The organism is Exiguobacterium antarcticum DSM 14480, from assembly GCF_000685865.1.
GTDB lineage: Bacteria > Bacillota > Bacilli > Exiguobacteriales > Exiguobacteriaceae > Exiguobacterium_A > Exiguobacterium_A antarcticum.
In genome coordinates this window covers 569,464-590,580 of record NZ_JMKS01000003.1, presented here as the reverse complement: position 1 = coordinate 590,580, position 21,117 = coordinate 569,464, and the positions used below count along the sequence as shown (strand labels likewise).

Sequence of the window (21,117 nt, the reverse complement as noted above, 5' to 3'; positions counted from 1 at the left end):
GGTAAGGGAAGATTCAGCTTACACTAAAACATAGATAGTCCATTGCGACGAACTGAAGTAGTAAGGGAGTCATTCCGTTTAGAGAGCTGGTGGTCGGTGCAAACCAGTCGGAATCGTCCGTGAACTCGTCAGGGAGCATGATGCGTGAAAAACAAGTAGTGCATCCGGTCCTTCACACCGTTATCTGTGAATCAAGTGGTCTGCTGTAGTAGACAACGTGGGTGGTACCGCGGAAGACAAACCGGTCTTTCGTCCCTATTCCTAGGGGCGGAGACCGGTTTTTTTTGTATATTCAGAGGGGGAATGGAAAAATGCCGTACAATCATCGTGACATCGAACCAAAATGGCAAGCGCGTTGGGAACAGGACAATGCGTTCGTGACAACAGAAGATCCAGAAAAAGAAGGTTTTTATGCATTAGACATGTTTCCGTATCCATCGGGAGCGGGACTTCATGTCGGACACCCGGAAGGTTACACGGCAACGGATATCCTCGCACGGATGAAACGGATGCAAGGATACAACGTTCTTCATCCGATGGGATGGGATGCGTTTGGACTTCCGGCGGAACAATATGCCCTCGATACAGGGAATGATCCACGTGAATTCACAGCCCAAAATATCGAAACGTTTAAACGTCAGTTAAAAGATCTCGGTTTCTCATACGATTGGGATCGTGAAATCAATACGACGGATCCAAAATACTACAAGTGGACGCAGTGGATTTTCACGCAACTGTATGAAAAAGGATTGGCCTTTGTGGATGAAGTAGCCGTCAACTGGTGTCCGGCGCTTGGGACCGTTCTTGCGAATGAAGAAGTCATCGACGGTTTATCCGAACGTGGGAATCATCCGGTCGTTCGTGTCCCGATGCGTCAATGGGTCTTAAAAATCACAGACTACGCCGATCGGTTGTTAGAAGATTTAGATGAACTCGATTGGCCGGAGTCCGTCAAGGAAATGCAACGGAACTGGATCGGAAAATCGGAAGGCGCGGAAATCGACTTTACGATTGATGGTCACAAAAAACAAGTAACGGTCTTTACGACACGTCCGGATACCGTCTTTGGTGCGACATACCTCGTTCTTGCACCGGAGCATCCGTTTGTCTCGGACATCACGACGGCAGACCACACGGAAGCCGTTCAAAGCTATATTGCTTCTGTCCAAACAAAGTCGGATTTAGAACGGACGGATCTTGCGAAAGAAAAAACGGGCGTCTTCACAGGGGCTTTTGCCGTGAATCCGATTTCCGGAGAACGTCTTCCGATCTGGATTGCGGATTATGTTTTGTCGACGTATGGTACAGGTGCCATCATGGCCGTACCGGCGCATGATGAGCGTGACCATGAATTTGCGAAACAATTTGACCTTCCGATCATTGAAGTCGTCCAAGGTGGTAACGTCGAAGAAGCTGCCTATACAGGCGAAGGCGCACACGTCAACTCACAAATGTTAGACGGTTTGTCGAAAGACGAAGCCATCGAGACGATCATCGCTGAACTTGAAACGAATCAAGTCGGACGGAAGAAAATCACATTCCGTCTACGGGATTGGTTATTTAGCCGTCAACGTTACTGGGGGGAACCGATTCCGGTCGTCCATATGGAAGAAGGAACGATGAAGACACTGGATAAATCCGAATTACCGCTTGAGTTACCGATCATTCCTGAGATCAAACCGTCTGGAACAGGCGAATCACCACTCGCGCTTGCGGAAGACTGGCTCGACTACACGGATCCGGTCACTGGACAAAAAGGACGTCGCGAGACGAACACGATGCCACAATGGGGAGGAAGCTGCTGGTATTACCTCCGCTTCATCGATCCACATAATGAAGAAATGTTTGCGGATCCCGAAAAATTAAAATACTGGCTCCCGGTCGATATTTATATCGGCGGTGCAGAACATGCTGTCCTTCACTTGTTGTATGCCCGTTTTTGGCATAAGGTCTTGTATGATATCGGCGTCGTTCCAACAAAGGAACCGTTCCAAAAATTATACAACCAAGGGATGATCCTTGGGGAAAACAACGAAAAGATGTCGAAGTCACGTGGTAATGTCATCAATCCGGATGAAATCGTCAAATCACACGGTGCGGATACACTTCGTTTGTATGAGATGTTCATGGGACCGCTCGATGCGTCCGTCTCCTGGTCGGAAAATGGACTTGATGGAGCGCGTCGTTTCCTTGACCGTGTCTGGCGTCTGTTTGAACGGACGGCTGATATTCAGGACGTCACATCCGTCGATGCGGATTTCGAACGGGTTTACCATCAGACCGTTAAAAAAGTCACAGAGGACTTTACGAATATCCAATTTAATACAGGGATTTCACAATTGATGGTCTTCGTCAACGAAGCCAACAAACAGCCTGTACTTCCCCGGCATTTCCTTCGTGGATTCATCCAATTGTTGACACCTGTCGCACCGCATCTCGGTGAAGAACTTTGGGAACAACTTGGTTTTGAAGAGACGTTGACGTATGCATCGTGGCCGACGTTTGATGAAACAAAACTCGTCAGTGACACGATGGAATTTGTCATTCAGGTGAACGGAAAAGTCCGTTCGAAACTTGTCATCAGTACGGAAGCTACAAAAGAAGAAATTGAAGCTCTTGCATTTGCAGATGAAAAAACACAAGAGTGGATTGGTGAAAAGACGGTTCGGAAAGTTATTGTCGTTCCGAAAAAATTGATTAATATCGTCGCGAATTAATAGGGACCTCCTCGTCTGGTGTCATCAGAACGAGGAGGTTTTCATTATCTCCGTCGCAAGTCCGCTTTTTTTTTAGGTCACCTTCTGCTAAACTGAATCAGAAACCGAGACAGAAAGGCGATTTGTGTAAATGAAACGAACTTATATAGTCTATACAACGATTTTTGCCGTTGTCTCCGGGCTGATTCTTTGTGTGTTACTCGTCTTTTCTAAACCCGAGACGTTGGCACAAATTCAAGAGACCTTTGCGAAAATTGAGACCCAATCCAAACATCAGGCAGCAGTGAAACAAGTCCCACCTAAAACGCCCTCATCGATTCCGAATCCGGAAGAGCCGTTGATCAAGAATGTCCAGCAGATGTTATACGATGATTCGATCGGCTCGTATCTCGTCGTTACAGAAGATTACCGTTTCTTTGAGATCAGCGGAACAGGAGAACGGATCAATGCTTCGTTCCAGATTGAGGATGAAGGCAAATTGATGTTATCCGGTCTTGACGGCATGACACTCGTCGATGGTGAAACCGTTGCCTTGTTGACATCAAACCAGATACTCGTCACGGTCAAACGGGAAGACGGCGTCTGGAAAGAAGACAAACGTGAAAAAATAGCAGGTACGACGATTCGAGATAGTTTTCATGGTCTTGGTTATGATATGAAAGAAAAACAATTCTATACCATCAATCACATTCGCTCTCTAGAACGAAGTGAGCTGGCGTATTTCATGACGAAACAGGACGAACTCAAAATCGATCCCGATGCGACGGCGAAAGAAAAACGTGCGTTGAAGAAAAAACAAAAACCACCTTATCTGACGATCGTCGCACGAAAGCGAATCGATACGGCCAGTGCAATGCGAAGTGATGCGAAAAAAGCCTTCACGGAAAACTTCCGCCCGATTGGTCTTGCCGAGCGACAAGGTCGGATCTATACACTGGATTCGGAAGCCCTGTATCTCTATTCCATTGATACGAAGGATGTGACGATTACGGGAGAATCGGCCAGTCCGAAAGTATATGGTGCGGAAGGGATATTCGTCCAGGATAACGAACTGTTTGCTCTTGTCGAAACCGATAAATTTTCGAGCCGTTCCTTCACGCCAATCGACTAAAAAGGCTAGCTCCCATGATGGAACTAGCCTTTTTGTCATTGCGCTGTCATGGCCGCGTTCGTTCCGGCACAATGTCCGGTCACGAATGCGGCAGTGATGTTGTAACCCCCTGTATAGCCGTGAATATCTAGGATTTCGCCTGCAAAGAACAGACCATCTGCTTTTTTCGACATCATCGTTTTCGGGTGAATCTCCTTGATTGAGACACCACCTCCGGTGACAAACGCTTTATCAAAGTCGAGCGTACCGGTTGCATGAAGCGGAAAACGTTTGAGTAACGCTAAAAACTGCGAAAGATCCTGTTTTTTAATTTGTGTGCAGACTTCATCACCAAATCCGATTTGGGTGAAGAGAAGTTCGAGCAACCGTTCCGGAACAAAACCTTTAAAGGCGTTTCGGACCGTCTTTTTCGGATTGGCGGAAAGGGCTGCCTGAAAACGTTCCGTCAAGGCGCCGATGGATTCTTCCGGGAACAAGTCGATTGAGAGATGGACGATGCGTTCACCAGACCGTTTTCTTTCCTTGATCGTATATTGGCTACACCGTAAGGCGATTGGACCACTCAGTCCGAAATGCGTAAACAAGAGATCACCCGTATGTGTTTTGATGGGTTTATCTTTTTTACCATGAACCGTCAACGCGACATCACGTAACGACAGTCCTTGAAGCGTTTTTTCTTGGATGAACAAATCGTTTAATAAGATGGGAACTTCTGTCGGAAACAGATCCGTGATCGTATGTCCGGCTTTACGTGCCCACGGATAACCGTCACCGGTCGATCCCGTATGGGGGACCGATTGGCCACCGACAGCGACGACGCAGCTGTGTGCTTCTAGACGTGTCCCGTCCGCCAAGAGAACGGCAGCAAATGAACCGTCCGGATGGAAATCCAGTGTCGCGACTTCGGCATTGATTTGAATCTCTGCCCCGTGTTGACGGATCTGATCGATCAAGACGCGGACGACATCGGCTGCTTTATCCGAAACCGGGAACATCCGTCCGTTGTCTTCTTCTTTTAATGCGACGCCAAATCCTTCGAATAGTTCGATGATCGATTCATTATTGAACTGCGAAAAGGCGCTATAAAGAAAACGGCCGTTTCCCGGAATCGATTGCACGAGTTCTTCGAGTGGTTTTCGATTCGTGACGTTACAACGACCGCCACCCGAGATGGCGAGTTTACGTCCGAGCTTACTTCCTTTATCAAGCAAAAGCGTCTTCGCGCCTGCTTGTAACGAGGCGAGCGTTGCCATTAAGCCGCTTGGTCCGCCTCCGATTACGATTACATCATACATGTGGTCACCTCATTCAGTTAGATTCTGCTTGTTCCACTTTAGCAGAAGTTGGTACTGTAAACAAACCGTCTCTTTCTTTTATGCAAACTGAGGGGTATAATGATTTGCAATTGTGCAAGAGAGAACTTGTATATTAAGACGTCGGTTGATTCAAGAAAAAAATAGAAAGCGCGAGGAAGGTTATCATGTCCACTGTCAGCAAAAAGCAAGAGACTTCATCCACCAATACCGGATTCGTTCGTGGAACGATGTTATTGTCCGGCGCATCACTCATTTCCCGTGCCCTTGGTTTGATTTATCTGTTTCCGTTCCAGTTCATGGTCGGAGCGACGGGTATCATGTTTTATACGTATGCCTACAATTATTATGCCATCATGATTGGTCTCGCGACGGCTGGAATTCCGGTCGCGGTTTCGAAGTTTGTCGCGAAATATAATGCGATGGGCGAATATGATACGAGTGAACGGTTGTATCGGTCCGGATTAAAGATCATGTCGATTACCGGTGTGTTATCATTTCTGGCATTATTTTTACTCGCACCATATTTGGCCCACCGTGCGATTCCCGGAGGAGACGTCAACTCGGCATCGTATATCGATGCCGTCACGATGACGATTCGTGGTGTCAGCTTTGCCTTGATCTTGATTCCGGCAATGAGTATGACACGTGGTTATTTTCAAGGCTATCAATCGATGGGGCCAACGGCGATTTCGCAAATCTTGGAACAAATCGTCCGGATCATCTTTTTACTAGCGGGAGTCAGCATCGCGATTTATCTATTTGATTCAGATGCGGCTTGGGCAGCAACGATTGCGACATTCAGTGCCTTTATCGGCGCGATCGGGAGTGTCGTCGTGCTTGTCTATTACTTCCGGAAACGGGCGCCTGGTCTGAAAGCGTTACGGGAGGGACAGACGGTCGTGTCACCCGACCGACCGCTGTCCGGTCTCTATAAAGAGTTATTGACCTATGCGATTCCGATTGTCATGGTCGGTTTATCGACGCCCCTCTATCAAGTCATCGATCAAAATACGATGAATGCGGCTTTGCAGAGTATCGGCTATACGTTAGAAGCAGCGGGGAATGCGACGGCCTATCTGATTGCAGATAGCCATAAAATCGTCTTGATTCCCGTGTCGGTCGCAACGGGGCTATCATTGGCGGCGACGCCCTTGTTGACGGCGTCCTTTACGCAAGGCGATATGCGGAAAGTCCGGAAACAGATTTCCCAAATTTATCAACTCGCCTTTTTCGTGACGATTCCGGCTGTCGTCGGAATGATTTTACTCAGCGAAGAAACGTTCCGTGTGTTATTCCCGAAAGATCAAGCGGCTTGGGTCTACTTGTTGAGTTACGCACCAAGCGCCTTGTTCCTCGCGCTTTATTCGGTTACGGCGGCTGTCCTTCAAGGAATCAATCGGCAATATTTCACGATTGTTGCGACGATTGCTGGTTTATTGACGAAGTATCTGCTCAATGCACCATTGATCCATTGGGTCGGAGACGGTACAGGGGCGGGATATGCGACGATTCTTGGATATCTTGTTGCAACCGGATTGATGTTCTTCCGGATTACGCAAACGGTTCAGTTCCCGTTTAGTACGGTTTTACGTCGGACCTCTTTAATCATGATCATCAGTGCGATCATGGGGGCGAGTGTTGCCCTGGTCAAATGGGGATTAGATACGTGGCTTCCGGACACGATAGTCGGATCGCTCGTCATCTTACTTGTCGGAGCAGGCGTCGGGATTGTGGTGTTTGCAGGTCTTTCGATCTGGAGTGGATTAGCTGAAGCAGTGCTTGGACGAAAATTTTCAATGAAACGAGGACGAGGAAATGCGTCTAGATAAATTACTCTCAAACATGGGAGCAGGATCACGCAAAGAAGTGAAACAATTACTCAAATCGGGTGCGATTCAAGTCGATGGAGAAATCGTATTCGACCCGAAACAACATGTCGATACAGAAAAACAACACGTACTTTTGTATGGCGAACCGGTTACGTATCAAAAATTCGTCTACTTGATGATGAACAAACCACCTGGTGTAATCAGTGCGACGGAAGACAAACGGGATCAAACCGTCATCGATTTGTTGCTTGAAGATGTCACGTACTTTAAACCATTCCCGGTCGGTCGTTTGGATAAGGATACGGAAGGATTATTGTTGTTAACGAATGATGGTTCCTTTAATCATGCGTTGATGTCACCGAAAAAACATGTCGAAAAAGTCTATTATGCAGAAGTCATCGGGATGTTGACGGAAGAGGACGTCGAGGAAGTGGCAGAAGGTGTGACGCTGGATGATGGATATAAAACAAAACCTGGTAAACTCGTCATCTTAGAAGCGACGGATGAGACGTCGACGCTTGAGCTGACCATCACCGAAGGGAAGTTCCATCAAGTGAAACGAATGATGCTCGCGCTTGGGAAGGAAGTCAGCTATCTCAAACGATTATCGATTGGTCAATTGCCACTCGATCCGACGCTCGAAGCAGGGGAATACCGTGAGCTGACACGGGGCGAACTGGCATTATTTGATTGGAAACCAGAATGAATTAAGAGTCTAGGACATAACTAACTGACTCTATAGAAAAAGGCCCTCGAAACGAAAATGTTTCGAGGGCCTTTGGCTTTATAAAGCCGAGTTATGTCCCAGCCTCTTTTTGGTGATCATTGATTGCGAAGAGCTTCCGCAATCGGATAAGGACCGCTTAATACTTCGAATTGATGTGTCTGAGTCGGATGATCAATCAACGTGACGAACAGAGCGGCGACGTCATCACGTGGAACTTCTCGCCCTTCATACGAATCAAAATGTTCTTTTGTTTCAATCGTCCCCGTTGGCGCATCATAACTGAGTGGACCGGGACGGACGATCGTATAGTCAAGACCGCTGTCTTTTAGATGACGGTCGGCAGCCCCTTTAGACTCAAGATACACTTTTAAATCACCTTGCGGATGATCGGCACCGACTGAACTGAGCATCAAGAAACGTTTAATTCCACTCGCTTTGGCAGCATCAATGACCTTAATGGCACCATCCTTGTCGACGGCGCGCGTCAATTCTTCAGAAGCTCCACCGGCACCGGCTGCAAAAATGACGACGTCGGCATCTTTGACGACATCTGTGACCTCTTTTGTTAAGTCGCCCAGGCGTACTTCAGAAGCACCAAGTGCAATCAGATCATTGATCTGATTTTCTTCCCGGACGACGGCGATGGCTTGGTGTTGGCCTTGTTTGCCAATCAATTCGACCATTTTTCGACCTGTTGTTCCGTTTGCTCCAATAATTAAAATATTCATCTCATCATCTCCTTCTCAAACTAGATATACCCTGCTTGAAAAAAAAATAACAAAAAAAGACGCGAAGGATTCGCGTCGTAACAGAAAATAGTCTGATGAAACATCTTAATCAGCCGGCTTGTCGTTGTTTTTTACTTGATGTCCAAGTACCGCGTCTTGGGCTTACAATGAGGTTGTTGTATTCGAGTACATTCAAGTCACGTTGAACGGTTCTTGATGTAATCCCGAACTCTTCAACCAAGTCTGCTGTCGTAGTAGCTCCGTTCTCATTGATATAGAGATAAATCGATTTAATACGGGTCAACATACGGTCTGTAGAATCTTTCATTGGTATAACCACTCCCCCAATGGATAGAATAGTGTTCTAAAGCTTCGGGTGACAAAAGACGATGAGTAATTAAGTTGTTTCGCCTTTAGTATAACTCTTTTAGTATAGAATGCAAGTAATTTAACCGAACGTTTTCAAAAATAACACAATCAATACATACTCATTGACGAATGAATCGTCTTTTTTAATCTCTTAATGTTCGTTTAAAGGCTAATAACAAAAGATTTCGTATTTTGGATGTTCGTAATTGTCAAATTTTCGCTATACTTAGAGGTGAACGAATTAGCGGATAAGGGAGAGAAGTGTAATGGTCAACTGGAAAGAAGAAGTCTTGGCTCGACGCGAGGATCTTTTAGCTGATTTAAAAGAGTTGTTACGGATTCCGAGCATCCTTGATGAAACGACGATCGAAGAAGGTGCTCCGTTTGGTGGAGAAGTCAAACGCGCACTCGATTGGATGCTCGCCTTAGGCGAACGAGATGGATTCGTCACGAAAAATGTCGACGGTTATGCCGGGCATCTTGAATATGGTCAAGGACAGGAATTACTCGGCATCCTGTGCCACCTCGACGTGGTACCTGCTGGAGGCGACAACTGGACGTACGGACCCTTTAATCCAACTTTAGCGGATGGGAAGTTGTACGCCCGGGGAGCAATCGATGACAAAGGACCGACGATGGCGGCGTATTACGCGTTAAAAATCGTCAAGGAGTTAGGGTTGCCGCTTTCGAAACGGATTCGTTTGATTGCAGGTGGAGATGAAGAAAGTGAATGGCGTTGTGTGAACCATTACTTTAAACATGAAGAAATGCCGACGCTTGGATTTGCTCCTGACGCGGACTTTCCAATCATTAATGCGGAAAAAGGGTTATACGATGGTTTACTGACACAAGGGAAACCCGTGAAAACGGCCGATACCGGTTACCATCTCGTCCGTTTTGAAGGGGGAGAACGCCCGAACATGGTTCCGGGGCATGCGACAGCGACCGTTCATGTGGCAGAACGCGGGACGATCGAAGAGAAGTTCCATCAGCATCTGGAAGAACAAGGGCTGACGGGAACAGTCAAGGAAACGGCAGAAGGACTTGTCTTTGAAGTGATGGGTGTGGCGGCACACGCCATGGAACCGGACAACGGTAAAAATGCTGCCCTCCACTTGGCTCGTTTCTTAAATACCCTCCATTTGGATTACAATGGTCGCCGTTACATCGAGATGGCGGTCCATATGTTCCGCGATTCAAGAGGGGTGGCGCTTGGCGTCGCAGCATCAGACGAAACAGGCGACTTGACGATCAACGGGGGTGTCTTCCGTTACGAAGGGGAACAAGGGACGGCTTCGATCAACATTCGTTATCCATACAGTGCAGATTTCACTGAGCGGTTGCAACTGATCAAAGAAGCAGCGATCGCTTACGGTTTTGAGTTGCAGACACGGACCCATATGCCACCGCACCATGTCGATCCGGAACATGAATTGATTCGGACACTCAGTGCAGTTTATGAACGACAGACGAATCAAAAAGCAGATTTGATTGCAATCGGTGGTGGGACGTATGCTCGTTCTCTGACGGCAGGTGTTGCATTTGGACCTGTTTTCCCAGGTGGGCCGGAAGTGGCACACCAAGTGGATGAGTATGTTGATTTTGAAGAGTTGTTGTTGGCAGTAGCGATTTACGCAGAAGCAATTTACGAGTTAGCGAAATAATCATCGTTTCGACACCGTGACATGCCTGTTCAATCGTCAATTTCATAATGAAATGATCCCCCGAATCCATAGTGATAGGGGGATTGATTCTTAAAGGAGCGTCAGTTGTGATCCATCGTCAAAAATATCATTTTCAAGCACTCTATTTTTTCATCTTTTTTGGGCAAGGTGCACTCATTCCGTATTTGACACTTTATTTTTCAAATGATGCCTTCCGGTTATCGGCATCCGAAATTGGGACGATTGTTGCAGTTGGACCGGTATTATCGATTGTCTTGCAACCGGTCTGGGGAATGGCGGCAGACCGGTTTGGACGACCGAAACGGTTGTTGCTCATCGCGTTACTTGCAGCAGGTCTCCTGACGGTCAGCTATTTGCTGACTTCCGTTTATCTGTTGTTATTATTGATTGCTTCTCTCTGGGCATTGTTCCAGTGTGCACATATTCCGCTTGTCGACACGTTAGCGATTGAATTTTCAAAACGAAAGTCGGTTGACTATGGAGCATTACGATTATTTGGCTCTGCCGGCTTTGCGCTTGCTGTGTTTATTTTAGGTCAAGTGACGGAGCAAGGGTCACTTGGTGCGATTTTTTATGCAAGTGGAGCAGCACTTGTGCTTGGGTTCCTGGTCCTGATCGGCATCGAAGAAACCCCTGTCGGATCGGTGGAGCGTGAACATGTTCCGTTAGCGACGTTATTTTCCAACAAACGCTTTTTGCTGTTTTTGGCAGGCGGAAGTTTAGTATTCGGACCGATTTTTGCTAATAACTATTATTTTGGTAGTTACGTGACGATTCGTGGAGAATCGACGGCACTCGTCGGCACCTTATTTTTTGTCGCTGTTCTATGTGAAATTCCATTTATGCGCGTGGCAACCCGTGTGATGTTACGATTTGGTCCGATTCCGGTCCTTGTTTTCGTCTCGTTATTATCGGCAATGCGAACAGGGCTGTTAGCTCTTGAACCACCGGTTTGGACGTTGTGGATACTTGCGGCATTACAAGGACTGATCGTCGGCTTGTTGATTCCGGTCGCACTTGACTACGTCCGTTCGCTGGTACCTGCGTCGACAGTAGCGACGGCGGTCAGCACATACATGGCGACGACGACGGGTTTAGCGACGGCTTTATTTAATTTAATGAGTGGTTTCGTTTTTGATCAAGGAACCATCTATACGGTATTTTGGGTATATACAGGTAGTAGCCTCTTCGGGGCATGTCTCTATCTCATCAGTGGGAAAATCAAGGAGTGACTCGCATGGACGCACATTATTTCATCGCCCTTCCGATAGTAGACGAGCAACTGATACAATTTGCGACACCCTTACGATTGGAGCAGTATTATAAAACGGTTTATGAGCCGGACGAGTATCACCTGACCCTTCGTTTCTTAGGTGCTTTGACAGAAACGGAGTTAGCGGACTGGCGAACTCGTTTGTCGGACCTCGTTGAGACGGTGCCGGGATTGACACTCCATTTGGATCATCTCGAACGGTTTGGTGTGGCTGAACGTCCGCGTGTGTTTGCGGTCGGGCCGGCGTTAAACGATCAATTGCTTCAACTGGCGCAAAAAATAGATCCGACGCCATCACGACCGTTCCTTCCGCACGTTACTCTAGCGAAAAAATGGAGGCAGGAAGTGACGCTTCTTCCCCCCGAAGGAATACCGGCTAGTTATGTGGACGTAAACGAAATCATTTTATATAAAATTTGCCCTACCAGTCGACCACGCTATCAGGCCGATACACGGTTTCAATTCGGGAAGAAATAATGAGGTGATACGATGGCATTGCTGATGAAACTGTATGATTTGGAAAGTCGATATGAACGAAATCCGTTAGAAGTCTCGAAACGATTTAAAGAACAACAACTTGTGGATTATGCAAATGTGTTAAAAAAATGGGAGGCGGGAGAATTGTTTCCGGGTGAAACGATTGTACGTCCTAAGAAATGGTGGCAACCGTTTAAGAAAGCGGAGGTCGTTCAAGTACCCGGTAAGCAGATTTCGAAGACGGCCTTTGATAAATGGTATAAAAAACGGGTCGAAGTACAGAAATTAGTTTATGTAGCCGGTGGAGCGACGGAAGAAGACATCTGGCGCCTGCCGTTAAGACGGCATCTCGATTTTTATCAGATGCTTCATTTATTGAATGATCAATTCGGCATGTTTTATCGGGCCGTCATTCAGTATCAACAAGGTGAGGTCGAACTCAGTCCATTCATCGTCGGACCTTCTAGGATTTATCTGCTCGATTGGCTTGACGGAGAAGAGAGTATCTATCATATTAAGCGCGATAAACTCTGGCGGGAGCAACCGTTTAAGGCGTCGTCTAAAAATATCGTCAACCCGTTGATTAGCCTGAAACGGACAGAAGATGTCTTACGGATGATTTTAGGTTCGGAATTCATGTTGCCAATCGAACGCGTCGTCATCACGTCGCAAGGATATTTTGATCATATCCCAAAAGAGACGACGACCACCTATGTCAGTAAAATTGATTTTAGTGAATGGTTACGGAAAATGAATGCGTCTGCTCCACATACAAAAGCGTCCCAGATGCGGGTGTGTGAGCAAATCCTCAAGGAGACGGTTTCGGTTACATTTCAGATGGCATTGAACAATCAGGAAAACGAACGGATTCGTAAATAGGGAGGGAAGCGACAAGACATCCGATTGTCGCGTGAAGAGATGAGGAACAGTGAACCGGGAACACAACGAACCAGGCTGATTTCAGTCGAATTCATGACGTTTCAAACCATTTTGTTGGAAACGATGATGCCGTTCGGGCAGGATGACTTTTTGCTTGTATCCGATGGACAGGTGATCGACCACCGGATCAGTAATCAGGAAGAGAGTGACGGTACATTCAAATTGACGCTTCTGCTCGATCGAGCAATTGAGTTGGAACGGTGTTATGAAATCGTACTACCCGACCAAGAGCGACTTCGTGTTTTACCGAGTCAAATCGTCCGGACGATGTTATTTGACCGTAAATACAGTTATGAAGGACCATTAGGTCTTCTTTTTCAAGAGGAGAAGATTGTTTTATATGTGTGGTCACCCATCGCAGAGCGGATCGAGTGTGTGCGTTACGACCAAGAAGAGCAGGAAGTGGAAACAAAAGAACTGGTTCGGCAGGAACGAGGTGCTCATCGCCTGATCGTTCCGCGGCAATGGGAACATAGCTTATACCGGTACCGGGTGACGACGTATCTCGGAACACATGAAATCGTTGATCCGTATGCAAAAGCAGTGAGCACCAACGGCCGGTTTGGTGTGTTGCTTGATATTGAGCATGAAATCCATCAACATTTTCCGCACCGTGAGAAACGCCCGATCTTAATCAAACCAACGGATGCCATTCTTTATGAGGCACATATACGTGATTTTACAGTCGATCCGTCTTCCGGTTCTGCATATCCTGGACAATACTTAGGAGTCGTGGAGTCCGGAACAGTCTCACCAGAGGGGCGGACGACCGGCATCGACTATTTACTTGAGCTTGGTGTCACACATCTTCAGTTGCTTCCCGTTCATTTTTTTACGACGACAGAAGAAGTGAGTCGCCGTCCGTATAATTGGGGGTATGATCCTGTTCAATGGTTTTCACTTGCAGGGAGTTATGCCAGTGACCCGACCGATCCGAAAGTCCGGATTTTGGAGTATGCCGAGATGGTGGAACGACTACATGCAGCGGGAATTCGTGTGACGTTTGATGTCGTCATGAACCATGTCTACATCTGGGAACACTCGGCACTCGAACATTTGGTGCCGGGTTACTATTTCCGGTATGAATTAGACGGTACACTTGCCAATGGGACCGGTGTCGGCAATGATACGGCATCCGAACGTTTCATGATGAGGCGGATGATCGTCGACTGTCTGACGTATTTTGCTGATGTCTTTCGGATTGATGCTTTTCGATTTGATTTGATGGGGATCCATGATATCGAAACGATGAATGCTGTTCGGGCTGCGTTAGATGCAATTGATCCGACGATTTTAGTGTATGGGGAAGGTTGGGATTTAGCGACACCACTTCCGCACCGTCAAAAAGCAACCAGTTCATTCGCGTCACAGATGCCTAAGGTCGGTCATTTTAATGATGTCTTCCGAGATGCATTAAAAGGATCGACGTTCAGTGAGACCGACCGTGGTTTTGTTTCAGGAAACGGTTGGCCGGAAGGCGAGGTTCGAAACGGAATGGCGGGCAGTATCACACTAGCGGGTCAAACAGTGGGGCGTTTTCCGGAGCCGACGTATTCCATCAATTATGTCGAGGCGCATGATAACCATACGTTATACGATAAGTTGGTGCTGGCTCGACCGGATTTGGATGAAAGGACGCGGCTGCAGATGAGTCGACTTGCCCAAACGATTGTCTTTTTATCAGCGGGGATACCGTTTCTTCATGCCGGGCAAGAATTCGGACGGACTAAAGGTGGAGTCGAAAATAGTTACAACGCACCTGATGTCATCAACCGAATCGATTGGACGTTACGGGATCGGCATGCTCGGATGGTCGACTATCTCAAGAACATCTTACAAATTCGTCGGATGCACGGTGGTTTTCGGCTGCACCGGGCGAATCAGATTCAAGAACTCTTTCATTTCTTACCGATGCGCGCGGGAGTCATCGCCTATGAAGTCGAAGCTGTCCATTCGTATGATGCCTGGCAACGGACATTGGTCGTCCACAATGTGACGATGGAATCTGTTGAGATTGCGCTTGATCATAACCGGTGGAACGTCCATGCCCAGGGAGAGCGCGCATCCGTTACGCCGATTGAGAAGGGTGTTGCCCGGATCATGGTCCTTCCGTTGTCAACAACGATTGCAACATGTTAAGATAAGCATTGTGCCTTAAGGCAAATCTACTAAAAAGTTGAGCGGATTATAATGGAATTAGATATTTTAGATGCGCTTGGCGAAGGCTGGACCCTTACGCCAGCAGGTGGAATTACGGGAGAAGCGTACATTGCTTCGACCGGTCAGTCGAAACTTTTTTTAAAACGAAATTCATCGCCATTCCTGGCGATTTTATCTGCGGATGGGATCGTACCAAAACTGCTTTGGACAAAACGGATTTATAGCGGGGATGTCATCAGCGCGCAACAGTTCATCGAAGGTCAAGAATTAGAACCGGAAATGATGGAACGGCCGGAAGTGGCACGCCTGCTTGGGAAAATCCACGATTCGAAAGAATTGTTATTCATGTTGCAACAGCTGGACCAACGTCCGATCGAACCAGATGAGCTGTTACGGCAATGCCGTTTGTATTTTCAACCAACTGAACTTAAGCAACCTGAACTGATTGAACAGGCGATTGACTATTTATCCGAGCGTTTACCGTATGTCAGAACGGATGAGCAGGTTGTCTGTCACTCCGATCTGAATCATAATAATTGGTTAGTCGGGACAGACGGTCATCTGTATCTGAATGACTGGGATGATGCCATCATTGCGGATCGTGCCTATGATCTAGGGATGATGCTGTACAGTTATGTGGATGAGGAATTCTGGCCGGAGTGGTTTGCGAGTTACGGTCATCCATTGACGGCTGAACTCAAACAACGGATGTACTGGTATGTCGTCGCACAAGCGGTCTTGTCGATTTATTGGTATGAAGATACGGCTCATCCCGATGCGACAGATAGTTACCTTTTTCTAGAACAACTGCTTGAGACTGAGCAGGGGGAATAAGGCCGGACCTATGCCGAATGACGACAAAAAACGTGTGGACACAGAAATAAGTGTCTGGGCTAACCTAAAATTTTGAGACAATATAAAACACCTTCGGAGTGGTACACTTTTAAAAAGTACTAACATCGGAGGTGTTTTTGCATGGGCAAAAACGTATATTCAAGTGAACTGAAATGGGCAGTAGTCAAAGATAAGCTGAGTGGTGAGTTAACGACGAAAGAGATCATGGAGAAGTACGGGATCAAAAATGAATCTCAAATCAAAACATGGATGAAATGGTATCGTTCTAACCAACATTATCGATTTGATCAGCCGATTGGAAAACAATATAGCTATGGGCATGGTCCTGATTCTGTGAGTGAGGATGACAAGAGAGAGCGACAACTGTCTCATCTGAAGATGGAAAACGAAATCTTAAAAAAGTACATGGAAATCGAAAGAGAGTTGAAAAAGAAATAGTCATAAAAATTGTAGAGTTTCTTCGGGGAAAGTATACAATCACCGCCATTCTTAGCGCTTTGAATGTACCAAGAGCAAACTATTACCGTTGGATTAAAGGATCTGTGGAAGCACCTTCGGTGCTAGAAAATGCCATCATCGAACTAAGTAAACAGACGAAGTATCGGAATGGCCATCGGAAAATAAAGGCATTATTACAGCAAATCTATCGATTAAAAGTCAATCGGAATACCGTACAGAAAATCATGCAAAAACACCATCTTCAATGTCGGATCAAGCCCAAGCGAAGATGGAAGTCTCAAGGTGAGCGCATCATAACGGCACCTGATCTTCTCAAGCGTGACTTCACAGCAAGTAAACCGAATCAGAAGTGGTTGACGGATATCACCTATATCCAATACGGCAGCACGACGAAATATCTTTCAACCATCATGGACTTATTCAATAACGAGATCATTGCCTACAAATTATACGAGCACCAACAAACGCCTCTCGTTATCGATACGTTAAAGGTAGCGCTTGAGAATCGAAACCACCCCGAGGGGGTCATCATTCATTCAGACCAAGGAAGTGTCTATACGTCATATGCCTTTCAAGATTTCGTCCAGAAGAACCATCTAACAAGCAGCATGTCTCGTAGAGGAAACTGTTGGGACAACGCAGTCATCGAATCGTTCCACTCAAATTTGAAGTCCGAGGAGTTCCAGTACGTCAAATTCAATTCGCTAAGAGACCACGAGGTCTATGAACGAGTTATGAATTACTTAAATTACTATAACGAAGAACGAATCCAAGAAAAATTAGGCTACCTGACACCTAAAAAATACGGTGTACTGGCAGCCTAATCAAGGTGTTTTATATGTGTCTCATATTGCTAGGTCAGTCTAGTCCACACGTTTTTTAGCCTTCTGCGATTTTGATTTCTTGTTCGATATCGTGGCTTTCGAGATCGGCTGTCCGGTAATCGACTGTCGTCGGAAGACGTAAATCCAGACGGGGTTTTTCTTCAAATGTCACGGTCACATGTTGGACCGTATAGTCGAAGACGTGACCACCACCGCTGCGCTCCTTGTCGATGAAATGAAGGTGATACCCAGCGACGGCGATGCCGTGACCGAACCGTGGTGTGAAGTAACCCGCTAACGTTCCTTCAATCTGTTCGAACGTCCGGGCACTTTGTGTCGCGACGGCTTCTGTGATCGGTCGGAACGGTTTTTCTTGTCGGGCGACCGTCCGTGTTTTGACTTCAGAAAACTTTCCGTCGATCCGCACCGCATAAAAACTGTTGACGGTATGGAGTTGTTCACTCAACCACTGTTCAAATGCGTGTTTCGTCATCACCTGATCCATTTGGAACGAGTGTTCTGGAGTGAAGCGGGTGAGGGAACAGAACGGCGTTGTCGTTTCCGGGTCGAGTGGTCGGGCGCTGCCGTCAGAACGGAGTTGGTAAAACGCTCCGTCAAAACCAATCATTTCACCGTCTAGATGATCGAACGTTCCGATACCGAAATCGTGTCCTGCGAGAATAGAGGCATAACTCGTTTCGCTTTCAAAGACACCATCGAGTAACGCCATCATCGTTGAAATTTGAAGTAACGTATCATCGTGTTGCATCGTTTCCAGCCCCTATCAGTTAAGTTGATCTAAGTGTACTTCTTTACCGAGCGTGATGTTATCACTGTAGTCAATCGGAACGTCGACGATGACGGGACCTTCCGTCTTCCACGCTTCTTCCATGACGGAGACAAGTTCCGATGGATGGTTGACGCGGAGTCCTTTGGCACCAAAACTTTCAGCGTATTTCACAAGATCGACTTCACCGAACGATGTGCCCGATTTCCGGTTGTATTTCATTTCCTGTTGGAAAGCGACCATATCAAAACCACTGTCACGCCAAACGAAATGAACGAGTGGTGCATTCAGGCGGACGGCAGTTTCGAGCTCCATCGCGGAGAAAAGGAACCCGCCATCACCAGAAATCGAGACGGCTTTTTTACCAGGACGAACGAGCGTTGCGGCAATTGCCCAAGGTAAGGCGACGCCAAGCGTCTGCATGCCGTTACTGAATAAAAGATGGCGTGGCTCATACGAACGGAAATGGCGAGCCATCCAAATATAGTGAGACCCGACATCGACGGTAACGGTCACATCGTCAGCGATTTGTTCCCGTAACGTTTTCATGAAATAGAGTGGATGTGTCAAGGGAGAGTCTTTGACGATTGGTGGAATATCCCGTTCCTCTAGCCGTTGTTGAAGACCACGCAAGAACTCCGTTGAACTCGTCGGGAGGGTCAGTGGATTCAAACGGTCAGATAAGGCGTTGATCGTTGCGGCGACATCACCGACAAGTTCCCGGTCCGGACGATAGAAGTGATCGATTTCAGCACGCATCTGATCGAGGTGGATCAAAGTCCGATCGTGCGAAGGTTGATTCCAGAACTTCGGATCATAGCCGATGGGATCATATCCGATCGCTAAGACAAGATCAGCTTCTGCTAACAAGGCATCCCCTGGTTGGTTGCGGAATAGACCGACGCGGCCATAGAAGTTCGATTCGAGTTCTCGCGAAAGTGTCCCGGCTGCCTGGAATGTTTGGACGACAGGGATCGATACCCGTTGTAAGAGCCCGCGGATCGCTTGGACGACACGTGGTTGACTGGAACGCATACCAAGTAATAACACTGGTAACTTAGCCTGTTCGATTAACGTCGCAGTCTCGTTGACCCACTCTTCTGGAGCGATCCCGAGTTTTGGTGTCGGGACTGCTTTAAAGGAAGTGACGTTCGATTCACTTAGACCCACATCTTGCGGGATGCTGACGAAAGCGGCACCAGACGTCGTTTCAGCAGTCCGGAAAGCATTCGATAAGACTTCTGGAATGTTATCGGCATCTTGAACTTCGGCGCTGAAGTTCGTGATTGGTGTGAAGAGGGCCTGATTGTCCATCGATTGGTGAGTCCGTTTCAGACGATCGGCACGTGTCACGGCACCGGCGATGGCGACGACCGGGTCACCTTCCGAGTTGGCTGTGACGAGACCGGTCGCGAGATTCGAAGCACCGGGGCCGGATGTGACAAGCACAACACCCGGTTTATCCGTTAAACGACCGATGGCTTGAGCCATGAACGCGGCATTTTGTTCGTGGCGTGCGACAATCAGTTCTGGACCACGGTCCTGAAGGACGTTGAACACGGAGTCAATCTTCGCACCCGGAATCCCAAAGATATAGTCGACCCCTTGTTCAATCAGGGTGTCGACGACTAAATCGGCTCCTGTTTTCTTCTGTACTAAAATATCTTTTTCTCTGTTTTGTTTTTTATCCATTACAATTCTCCTTTTATACCAGTGTTTTGGGCTATTTGATAGCTGTAATTAAAAAACTGTTTCGTAAGAAGTATACATCTGTTTTTGTGATAAACCAAGTGAATCGTTCAGAAAGTAAAAAAGACACCTTGTGATGAACACAAGATGTCTTGACTTAACGATTATTCCGCGTTGACTTTACCAAACGTTGCCCAGACGAAAAGGGCAGTTACACCCATGACGAGGACGATCGGGGAAGCCCAAGTAATTAAGAAGTCATCCAACAGTAAAACCTCCTTTTAGTGAAAAACCTTTGTACTGCCAGTGTAGTAGATTGCTCACTAATTCTCAAGTGACGATCTGCTGAACATTCTTTTTTGAGAGTCGGAAGAACATCTTATATATTTACCCGAATCATGATAAACTTATCTGCGGATAATTTAAGAATCGAAAGGATGAGCAGTATGCGTTTACGCCACAAGCCATGGGCACTGGATTATATGAAAGAGCAATCCTCCATCTATATAGCAGACCCGTCAACTTTAAAAGGGAACTGGTCAAGCGAATTTAAGAATACGAATCCGATCTTCATCGAAGTCGGTTCGGGTAAAGGAGCCTTCATCACCGGGATGGCAAAACAGTATCCGGATGTCAACTTCATCGCTATCGAGTTATTCGAGAGTGTTGCGGTCACAATCGTTCAGAAGATGGTCGAAGAACCACTTGAAAATGTCCGTGTCCTTACTGTGGACGCCAAAGATTTGCGTGACTTCTTTAAAGAAGGAGAAGTTGCACGTGTTTATCTGAACTTCTCTGATCCTTGGCCAAAGTCACGTCATGCGAAACGACGATTGACATACAAGACCTTTTTAGCGACATACGAAGAGATTTTACCGAAGAACGGGCAGATTCACTTTAAGACGGATAACCGGAAATTATTTGAATCCAGTCTGATGACGATGTCTGCTTACGGGATGACGTTCGATTGGATGTCGCTTGATTTGCACGCCAATGAGCCGGAAAATAACGTCAGAACCGAATACGAAGAACGCTTCTCAGCGCTTGGACAACCGATTTATCGGATGGAAGCGACGTACACTAATTAATTTGGACAAAAAGTTTTCTTATTTTCCTAGCATTTCTTTCACACTTTTTTCTTATTAATTGGTACAATGTTGTTGACTGAAGAA

At 46.8% G+C, this 21,117-nt stretch carries 18 protein-coding genes and 1 other annotated feature; of the genes, 12 read left to right on the top strand and 6 right to left on the bottom strand.

Annotated elements, in window-relative coordinates:
* The first annotated feature begins 38 nt into the window (after nt 1-38).
* Nucleotides 39-260 (top strand) — a binding site (T-box leader).
* Nucleotides 261-311: 51 nt separating this feature from the next.
* Both leuS and P404_RS0104010 read left to right on the top strand, forming a co-directional pair.
* The gene (gene leuS, locus P404_RS0104015; protein ID WP_026830030.1) at nt 312-2,717 is read left to right on the top strand and encodes a leucine--tRNA ligase; all 2,406 of its coding nucleotides are present in this window, start codon (nt 312-314) and stop codon (nt 2,715-2,717) included.
* 130 nt (nt 2,718-2,847) lie between these two features.
* The gene (locus tag P404_RS0104010) at nt 2,848-3,828 is read left to right on the top strand and encodes a hypothetical protein (RefSeq protein WP_014971057.1); all 981 of its coding nucleotides are present in this window, start codon (nt 2,848-2,850) and stop codon (nt 3,826-3,828) included.
* 35 nt (nt 3,829-3,863) lie between these two features.
* Here P404_RS0104010 and P404_RS0104005 read toward each other — a convergent pair whose 3' ends face one another.
* Nucleotides 3,864-5,123, bottom strand: a complete 1,260-nt coding sequence (locus P404_RS0104005; RefSeq protein ID WP_014971056.1) for a BaiN/RdsA family NAD(P)/FAD-dependent oxidoreductase — start codon at nt 5,121-5,123, stop codon at nt 3,864-3,866.
* Between the two features lie 185 nt (nt 5,124-5,308).
* On the opposite strand from P404_RS0104005, the gene P404_RS17320 reads away from it, so the two are divergent.
* Together P404_RS17320 and P404_RS0103995 are read left to right on the top strand one after the other, a co-directional pair.
* Nucleotides 5,309-6,973, top strand: a complete 1,665-nt coding sequence (locus P404_RS17320; RefSeq protein ID WP_014971055.1) for a putative polysaccharide biosynthesis protein — start codon at nt 5,309-5,311, stop codon at nt 6,971-6,973.
* Nucleotides 6,960-7,679, top strand: a complete 720-nt coding sequence (locus P404_RS0103995) for a pseudouridine synthase (RefSeq protein ID WP_014971054.1) — start codon at nt 6,960-6,962, stop codon at nt 7,677-7,679. The genes P404_RS17320 and P404_RS0103995 overlap by 14 nt, the downstream gene beginning before the upstream one ends.
* A 116-nt stretch (nt 7,680-7,795) precedes the next feature.
* On the opposite strand, the gene P404_RS0103990 is transcribed toward P404_RS0103995, so the two are convergent.
* Complete coding sequence (locus tag P404_RS0103990) at nt 7,796-8,428, bottom strand: SDR family oxidoreductase (RefSeq protein ID WP_014971053.1); 633 nt, start codon at nt 8,426-8,428, stop codon at nt 7,796-7,798.
* A gap of 109 nt (nt 8,429-8,537) precedes the next feature.
* Nucleotides 8,538-8,756, bottom strand: a complete 219-nt coding sequence (locus P404_RS0103985) for a DeoR family transcriptional regulator (protein WP_012371138.1) — start codon at nt 8,754-8,756, stop codon at nt 8,538-8,540.
* A 307-nt stretch (nt 8,757-9,063) separates the two neighbouring features.
* Here P404_RS0103985 and pepV point away from each other — a divergent pair, with 307 nt between their 5' ends.
* From pepV to P404_RS0103945, 7 genes are all read left to right on the top strand, one after another.
* Nucleotides 9,064-10,461, top strand: coding sequence for a dipeptidase PepV (pepV, locus tag P404_RS0103980; protein WP_026830029.1), 1,398 nt, complete (start codon nt 9,064-9,066; stop codon nt 10,459-10,461).
* A gap of 107 nt (nt 10,462-10,568) precedes the next feature.
* On the top strand, nt 10,569-11,714 hold the full coding sequence (locus P404_RS0103975; RefSeq protein ID WP_026830028.1) for an MFS transporter: 1,146 nt from the start codon (nt 10,569-10,571) through the stop codon (nt 11,712-11,714).
* Between the two features lie 5 nt (nt 11,715-11,719).
* On the top strand, nt 11,720-12,232 hold the full coding sequence (thpR, locus tag P404_RS0103970; protein WP_026830027.1) for an RNA 2',3'-cyclic phosphodiesterase: 513 nt from the start codon (nt 11,720-11,722) through the stop codon (nt 12,230-12,232).
* Nucleotides 12,233-12,244: 12 nt separating this feature from the next.
* Nucleotides 12,245-13,111, top strand: a complete 867-nt coding sequence (locus tag P404_RS0103965) for a hypothetical protein (protein WP_014971049.1) — start codon at nt 12,245-12,247, stop codon at nt 13,109-13,111.
* A 93-nt stretch (nt 13,112-13,204) separates the two neighbouring features.
* Complete coding sequence (gene pulA, locus P404_RS0103960; RefSeq protein ID WP_236624317.1) at nt 13,205-15,310, top strand: type I pullulanase; 2,106 nt, start codon at nt 13,205-13,207, stop codon at nt 15,308-15,310.
* A 51-nt stretch (nt 15,311-15,361) separates the two neighbouring features.
* The gene (locus P404_RS0103955; protein WP_014971047.1) at nt 15,362-16,165 is read left to right on the top strand and encodes a phosphotransferase family protein; all 804 of its coding nucleotides are present in this window, start codon (nt 15,362-15,364) and stop codon (nt 16,163-16,165) included.
* A gap of 141 nt (nt 16,166-16,306) precedes the next feature.
* A protein-coding gene (locus tag P404_RS0103945) for an IS3 family transposase (RefSeq protein WP_150111968.1) occupies nt 16,307-17,469 on the top strand; the annotation gives its coding sequence in 2 pieces (ribosomal slippage) (nt 16,307-16,583 and nt 16,583-17,469; 1,164 coding nt in all).
* A gap of 55 nt (nt 17,470-17,524) precedes the next feature.
* Here the strand turns inward: P404_RS0103945 and budA are convergent.
* The 3 genes from budA to cydS all read right to left on the bottom strand — a co-directional run bounded on the left by budA (nt 17,525) and on the right by cydS (nt 20,211).
* Entirely contained in the window at nt 17,525-18,238 is a 714-nt protein-coding gene (budA, locus tag P404_RS0103940) for an acetolactate decarboxylase (RefSeq protein WP_014971046.1), read from the bottom strand.
* Nucleotides 18,239-18,253: 15 nt separating this feature from the next.
* The gene (gene alsS / locus P404_RS0103935) at nt 18,254-19,948 is read right to left on the bottom strand and encodes an acetolactate synthase AlsS (RefSeq protein WP_026830023.1); all 1,695 of its coding nucleotides are present in this window, start codon (nt 19,946-19,948) and stop codon (nt 18,254-18,256) included.
* 161 nt (nt 19,949-20,109) lie between these two features.
* Nucleotides 20,110-20,211, bottom strand: coding sequence for a cytochrome bd oxidase small subunit CydS family protein (gene cydS, locus P404_RS19090; protein ID WP_404274631.1), 102 nt, complete (start codon nt 20,209-20,211; stop codon nt 20,110-20,112).
* Nucleotides 20,212-20,391: 180 nt separating this feature from the next.
* Here cydS and trmB point away from each other — a divergent pair, with 180 nt between their 5' ends.
* Nucleotides 20,392-21,033, top strand: coding sequence for a tRNA (guanosine(46)-N7)-methyltransferase TrmB (gene trmB, locus P404_RS0103925; protein WP_026830022.1), 642 nt, complete (start codon nt 20,392-20,394; stop codon nt 21,031-21,033).
* Nucleotides 21,034-21,117: the final 84 nt, after the last annotated feature.

What these genes read in the sequence shown, in the direction of transcription:
- leuS (WP_026830030.1), top strand. Translation starts at nt 312, where the DNA reads ATGCCGTACAATCATCGTGACATCGAACCAAAATGGCAAGCGCGTTGG.
- P404_RS0104010 (WP_014971057.1), top strand. Translation starts at nt 2,848, where the DNA reads ATGAAACGAACTTATATAGTCTATACAACGATTTTTGCCGTTGTCTCC.
- P404_RS0104005 (WP_014971056.1), bottom strand. Translation starts at nt 5,123, where the DNA reads ATGTATGATGTAATCGTAATCGGAGGCGGACCAAGCGGCTTAATGGCA.
- P404_RS17320 (WP_014971055.1), top strand. Translation starts at nt 5,309, where the DNA reads ATGTCCACTGTCAGCAAAAAGCAAGAGACTTCATCCACCAATACCGGA.
- P404_RS0103995 (WP_014971054.1), top strand. Translation starts at nt 6,960, where the DNA reads ATGCGTCTAGATAAATTACTCTCAAACATGGGAGCAGGATCACGCAAA.
- P404_RS0103990 (WP_014971053.1), bottom strand. Translation starts at nt 8,428, where the DNA reads ATGAATATTTTAATTATTGGAGCAAACGGAACAACAGGTCGAAAAATG.
- P404_RS0103985 (WP_012371138.1), bottom strand. Translation starts at nt 8,756, where the DNA reads ATGAAAGATTCTACAGACCGTATGTTGACCCGTATTAAATCGATTTAT.
- pepV (WP_026830029.1), top strand. Translation starts at nt 9,064, where the DNA reads ATGGTCAACTGGAAAGAAGAAGTCTTGGCTCGACGCGAGGATCTTTTA.
- thpR (WP_026830027.1), top strand. Translation starts at nt 11,720, where the DNA reads ATGGACGCACATTATTTCATCGCCCTTCCGATAGTAGACGAGCAACTG.
- P404_RS0103965 (WP_014971049.1), top strand. Translation starts at nt 12,245, where the DNA reads ATGGCATTGCTGATGAAACTGTATGATTTGGAAAGTCGATATGAACGA.
- pulA (WP_236624317.1), top strand. Translation starts at nt 13,205, where the DNA reads ATGACGTTTCAAACCATTTTGTTGGAAACGATGATGCCGTTCGGGCAG.
- P404_RS0103955 (WP_014971047.1), top strand. Translation starts at nt 15,362, where the DNA reads ATGGAATTAGATATTTTAGATGCGCTTGGCGAAGGCTGGACCCTTACG.
- budA (WP_014971046.1), bottom strand. Translation starts at nt 18,238, where the DNA reads ATGCAACACGATGATACGTTACTTCAAATTTCAACGATGATGGCGTTA.
- alsS (WP_026830023.1), bottom strand. Translation starts at nt 19,948, where the DNA reads ATGGATAAAAAACAAAACAGAGAAAAAGATATTTTAGTACAGAAGAAA.
- trmB (WP_026830022.1), top strand. Translation starts at nt 20,392, where the DNA reads ATGCGTTTACGCCACAAGCCATGGGCACTGGATTATATGAAAGAGCAA.